We start from the raw sequence: 5,507 nt of genomic DNA on the forward strand, positions 1-5,507 counted from the left end.
AAATATAAACCTTATTATAAATTTTTTTGAATTTTCTCCTAGTCGGCATGTGCTCCGTAAAGGTGAATCAGCCGCTAAGGAGCACAATGCCTTATCATGTCATATATTTTGCAAAGCTTCTGCACCGTGGAGGCATTTCAGGTGAGATAAGGTTGAAAACAGCGTTATGGCGGCACCTGAGGCCAAAGAGGGAGCTTAACGTTGAAAAACAACGTTACTGTCAGAGAAGGAGCACCGTGGAGGCATTTCAGGTGAGATAAGGATGAAAAATAGCGTTATGGCGGCACCTGTGGCCAAAGAGGGAGCTTTAACGTTGAAAAACAACGTTACTGTCAGAGAAGGAGCGCCGTGGAGGCATTTCAGATGGGTTAACGCTGAAAGCAAACGTGTAAAGTACTCAGCCGTCAGCTATCCTTATCATGTATGCCTTTTGCGGCTGAATTGTGGCGAATTTGAGAAAGTCTAGGGAATGTTTTGTGTATACTAATGAAATTCGGGATCAAAAATTGTATGATATGATTGGGTTCCACTTAATGAGAATCCATTGAGAATAGAGAGACATGGAGCAAGAGAAGGAGAAATTCGGATGCTATTTAAAAAAATTGGTGTGATCGGCGGAGGCACGATGGGGCAAGGGATAGCCGAGATGCTGGCGGCCCGAGGCCTAGACGTTCTGTTAGCCGAGAAAACGACGGAGAAGCTGGACCGCGCGATTGAGCAAATCACGGTAAGCTTAGATAAACAAATTGAACGTTGGGCGCTTACCGAGTCAGAGAAGAAACTGATTATGGCTAAGATAAATAAAACGGAATCGCTGGATGATATGGCGGATTGTGATATGGTGATCGAGACCATAACGGAAGATTTGAACGCCAAAAAGCATGTCTTTTTTCAATTGAATCAAATCTGCGATCCGTCGATTATTTTGGCTACGAATACATCAACGCTAAGTGTGACGGAAATTGCAGCGGTGACAACGAATCCGCAGCGGATTATTGGACTGCACTTTTTGCATCCCGTTGCGAAGATTGATCTTGTTGAAATTATTCGCGCCATGAAAACGTCGAATGCGACCTTCGAGCAAACGAGACAATTTGTGGATGAGCTGATCCAGAAGAAAAGCATCAAGGTTAACGAATCACCTGGTTTTATAACGACTCGATTGATCTGCACTTTGATTAACGAGGCTCTGCACACGTTGTCTGAGGGAGTCGCTTCCGCGGAAGATATCGATACAGCCATGCGGATTGGTTATGATTTTAAACATGGTCCCTTGGAAATGTGCGACCGTTTCGGCCTGGATTCCGTTCAAGCCGCGCTGGAAGGCATGTTTCGCGAGTATGGAGATATCAAATACCGCCCATCCTTCCTTTTGAAGCAAATGGTACGAGCAGGGCATCTGGGCACGAAGACAGGCGAAGGTTTCTTTCGTTACGATAAGGATGGTGATCGGCTGTGAATATATTAGTTATTAACGCAGGAAGCTCATCTTTGAAATATCAGCTGTTTCAAATGAAAGATGATTCGGTGCTGGCCAAAGGCCGAGTAGAACGCATTGGGATGGAGACTGCGATCTTGACTCATGAGCCTGCAGGTAAACCCGAAGTGCGCGAGGTGAGTGAAATTCTCGAGCATACCACAGCGATACGCAAGGTTCTGGCGCTGCTGGTCCACCCCGAGCATGGCGTCTTGTCGTCAACGTCCGAGATCGACGCCGTGGGCCACCGTGTTGTCCATGGCGGTGAATCCTTCAAGAACTCCGTCCTCGTCACAGACGAGGTGAAGGTGGAGATCAAGCGCCTCTTCGATTTGGCGCCGCTGCACAACCCGGCGCATATGCTGGGCATTCTGGCGGTGGAGGCGAATATGCCTGACGTGCCGCAGGCCGTCGTGTTCGACACCGCCTATCATCAGTCGATGCCGGCGAAGGCCTACCTCTATCCGATCCCGATGGTGCTGTATCGGAAGCACAAAGTGCGGCGCTACGGGTTTCACGGCACTTCGCACAAGTACGTCAGCGAGCGCGCCGCAGCCTTCCTAGGCCGCCCGCTGGAGCAGTTGAAGCTCGTTACCTGTCATATCGGCAACGGAGCTTCCTGCACCGCTGTAATGGGCGGTGAGTCGGTCGACACGAGCATGGGGATGACCCCGCTCGAAGGGTTGATGATGGGCACGCGGAGCGGCGATCTCGATCCTGCCATCGTGCCTTACGCCATGGGCAAAGAGGATCTGACGCTTGGGGAGATCAGCTCCATGCTCAACAAGCACAGCGGATTGCAGGCGATCTCGGGGATCTCCAGCGATATGCGAGAGATCGTGGAAGCTATGGAAGCGGGCGATAAGAACGCTGCGTTAGCCTTCGACATGTACGAGTACCGGCTGCGCAAATACATTGGGGCCTACGCCGCGGCGATGAACGGGCTCGATGCGATTGTATTCACAGCGGGTGTTGGAGAGAACTCAGAGCTCCTGCGCAAAAGGGTTTGCGAGCACCTAACCTTCTTCGGTGTCGAGTTCGATGAAGAAGCAAATCGCAAAGGGAGAGGCGAGGAACGGCGCATCACAACAGCTGCCTCCCGCGTACAAGTTTTAGTCATACCAACGAATGAAGAATGGGTAATTGCCTGTGATACATATCGAATCATCCACCCGGAGGCAAACTGATTGTTTCCGGAAAATAGTGTACAATAGAGAAGGATTGTGAATTGTTAAGGAGGTTCGATATCGAAATGAAATGTACGATAGGTGAAGTCAAACATCATGTCGGTGAATCCGTTACGATTGGCTGCTGGCTCAACAAGAAGCGTTCCAGCGGTAAGATTCAGTTTTTGCAACTAAGAGACGGTTCGGGCTATATACAAGGCATTGTGATGAAAAGCGATGTCAGTGAAGAGGTATGGGAAGCTGCCTCCAAACTAACCCAAGAGAGCTCTCTATACATAACAGGAATCGTGAAGGAAGATACCCGCAGCAAAGGCGGCTATGAGCTCGATGTGCTCGGCGTCGAAATCATCCAAATTACCGAGGATTATCCCATTTCTCCTAAAGAACACGGCGTTGATTTCCTAATGGATAATCGCCATTTATGGATTCGCAGTCCGCGTCAGCGCGCGGTGCTAGTGATTCGGGCGCAAATTATTCAAGCGATTCAAAACTTTTTCAATGAACGCGGTTTCCACTTGGTGGATCCACCGATTCTAACTCCATCTTCTTGCGAAGGAACAACCAATTTGTTCCATACCAAATATTTTGATGAGGACGCTTTTCTTACGCAAAGTGGGCAGCTCTATATGGAAGCTGCCGCGATGGCACTTGGACGGGTATATTCATTCGGGCCAACGTTCCGTGCGGAGAAGTCCAAAACACGCCGTCATCTAATTGAGTTCTGGATGATAGAGCCGGAAATGGCTTTCGTTGATCATGCCGAGAATCTGGACATTCAAGAGCAATTCGTTTCTCATATCGTTCAAACGGTACTTAAAAACTGCTCGCAAGAGTTGGAAACGTTGGAACGAGATACGTCCAAGCTGGAGAAGATACAAGGTCGTTTCCCACGAATCACTTATGATGAAGCGGTTGATTTTCTGCAAAAGAATGGGCATGAGTTCGTCTGGGGCGAAGATTTTGGGGCTCCGCATGAAACGGCGATTGCAGCGCAATACGAAACTCCCGTGTTTATTACACATTGGCCGACAGAAATTAAGGCTTTCTATATGAAACCTGATCCTAACCGACCAGAAGTCGTGCTTTGCGCAGATATGATCGCACCGGAAGGCTATGGCGAAATTATTGGCGGCTCTCAGCGAATCGACGACCCAGAGTTAATGGAACAACGTTTCCAGGAGCATGAATTATCGAAAGAAGCGTATCAATGGTATCTCGATCTAAGGAAGTATGGAACGGTTCCGCATTCCGGCTTCGGATTAGGACTCGAACGGACAGTAGCTTGGATCTGTGGACTTGATCATGTGCGCGAAACAATTCCATTCCCACGTCTCTTGTATCGTCTATACCCGTAAATTAATTAATCAACCGTGGGTAGAAAGGGAGGGCGATACGAACTTTGAATAAACAAGCGGTTACACAGCAGCAGATCGAAGCGGCTCTTATTGCCAGCTTTCAGGAGGGGAGTGTTGGGGTTCCGCTTCTTCTTCTCAAGCATTACAAGGCGATGGAAGTCAGTGAAATTGAAGTGATGACCCTGATTCATTTACTTTCTTTCCTGGAGAAAGAAAAAAACGATTTTCCGACAACGGATGAAATTCAAGAGCGAATGTTCGCTGCGCCGGATCAAGTTATAGCCAGTCTCCAAAAGTTAATACACGAGCAATTTATTATGATTGACGAGGATACGGAAGAATTCACGGGCATTCGCAGTGAACGTTATAATTTAACGCCGCTCTACCGTAAATTGGCTAAACGGGTGGCGGAAGAGCAGATGGCACGTGCTGTCAGTGTGCGACCAAGCGCTTTAACCGATGAGAATGCCAAAAATATTTTTACCACCTTCGAGAAAGAATTTGCACGTCCTTTAACCCCGATGGAACTGGAAACCATCTCTGGTTGGCTGGATAAAGATATGTACAAGGAAGAGCTTATCATGACGGCGCTCAAGGAAGCAGTGTTCGCGGGTAAAGTTCATTTCCGTTATATTGATCGCATCCTGATGGAATGGGGCCGCAATCGTGTGGCGACGGTTGATCAAGCCAAGGAATATTCCCAAAGATTCAGGCAATCCAGATGATGAGTTGACAACCAGCGCACAAATATAGAGAACCTAGCCGCAGACCGCTGTAGGCTGGGTTCTTTTTTTAATATATAAGAATTTATATGTTTTGGGGTGAGCGAAGCTTACCCCTTATTTAGAATAATAGAAAGTATAAGTTTATTTAGTGGATTTAGGGGATTCTACCTTTTTAGTTTTTTGGTACATGTAGAGTATGAAACAGGACATCCTACACCGAATTTTCTTTGATGAGAATCGCTACTATGAAGCCAATAAAAGCAAGGATGGCAAAAAGATACGTCCCGTAGTGCTGAAAGAAATCCGAAAATTTCGAGATTGTGGAAACCCGAAAAAAGAGTTTAAGCTGCTCGCATGTGAAGGGTGCCACGATCTTAAGGTGGTGCCCTTTTCGGTGCAAGGGGCGGTTCTGCACGACGTGTTCATGCGGAGAAACGGAAGAGTGGAGCCGTGTCTTGTCTGAGGACGTATGTCAAGTCAACCATCGACATGTTATCTTGACCATCGAAGAAGGTCTAAAAGACATGTTTTTGGGTTGGGGTGAGTGAAGCTGGCCCAGAATTTAAATGTTGGAGATTGACGCCAGTCTCCAGGCTTGGGTTGTAGGCGGCCCATACGATGGAGGGGGTCGATGCGGTGCGATGAGAACAAGGTAGCTGTGAACGTACTTATTTGTTCGAATTGCTGCTGGTTTGGAGATATAAACAAGCTATTTGGCAGAATGAGATCCTCTAGCTTTGCAATCGCGCGGAGATAAGGGAAC

At 47.8% G+C, this 5,507-nt stretch carries 6 protein-coding genes and 1 pseudogene; 6 read left to right on the forward strand and 1 reads right to left on the reverse strand.

What is annotated here, in order from left to right; all coding sequences use genetic code 11:
- Nucleotides 1-262: 262 nt before the first annotated feature.
- From IEY34_RS35755 to IEY34_RS38225, 6 genes and pseudogenes are all read left to right on the forward strand, one after another.
- Nucleotides 263-466, forward strand: coding sequence for a hypothetical protein (locus IEY34_RS35755; RefSeq protein ID WP_189020979.1), 204 nt, complete (start codon nucleotides 263-265; stop codon nucleotides 464-466).
- A 120-nt stretch (nucleotides 467-586) separates the two neighbouring features.
- Complete coding sequence (locus tag IEY34_RS35760) at nucleotides 587-1,459, forward strand: 3-hydroxyacyl-CoA dehydrogenase family protein (protein ID WP_189020981.1); 873 nt, start codon at nucleotides 587-589, stop codon at nucleotides 1,457-1,459.
- A complete protein-coding gene (locus IEY34_RS35765) occupies nucleotides 1,456-2,664 on the forward strand; it encodes an acetate/propionate family kinase (protein ID WP_189020983.1) in 1,209 nt (402 codons plus the stop codon). The genes IEY34_RS35760 and IEY34_RS35765 overlap by 4 nt, the downstream gene beginning before the upstream one ends.
- Before the next feature lie 65 nt (nucleotides 2,665-2,729).
- A complete protein-coding gene (gene asnS / locus IEY34_RS35770) occupies nucleotides 2,730-4,019 on the forward strand; it encodes an asparagine--tRNA ligase (protein WP_189020984.1) in 1,290 nt (429 codons plus the stop codon).
- A 44-nt stretch (nucleotides 4,020-4,063) separates the two neighbouring features.
- Nucleotides 4,064-4,744, forward strand: coding sequence for a DnaD domain-containing protein (locus IEY34_RS35775; RefSeq protein ID WP_229758023.1), 681 nt, complete (start codon nucleotides 4,064-4,066; stop codon nucleotides 4,742-4,744).
- Between the two features lie 196 nt (nucleotides 4,745-4,940).
- Nucleotides 4,941-5,292: pseudogene (locus tag IEY34_RS38225) on the forward strand (transposase zinc-binding domain-containing protein).
- Here the strand turns inward: IEY34_RS38225 and IEY34_RS37160 are convergent.
- The coding region (locus IEY34_RS37160) for a hypothetical protein (RefSeq protein ID WP_229758024.1) at nucleotides 5,237-5,507 on the reverse strand (271 nt) is incomplete at its 5' end. The pseudogene IEY34_RS38225 and the gene IEY34_RS37160 sit on opposite strands and share 56 nt — an antisense overlap.

The organism is Paenibacillus marchantiophytorum (assembly GCF_014640555.1).
GTDB classification, from domain to species: domain Bacteria; phylum Bacillota; class Bacilli; order Paenibacillales; family NBRC-103111; genus Paenibacillus_E; species Paenibacillus_E marchantiophytorum.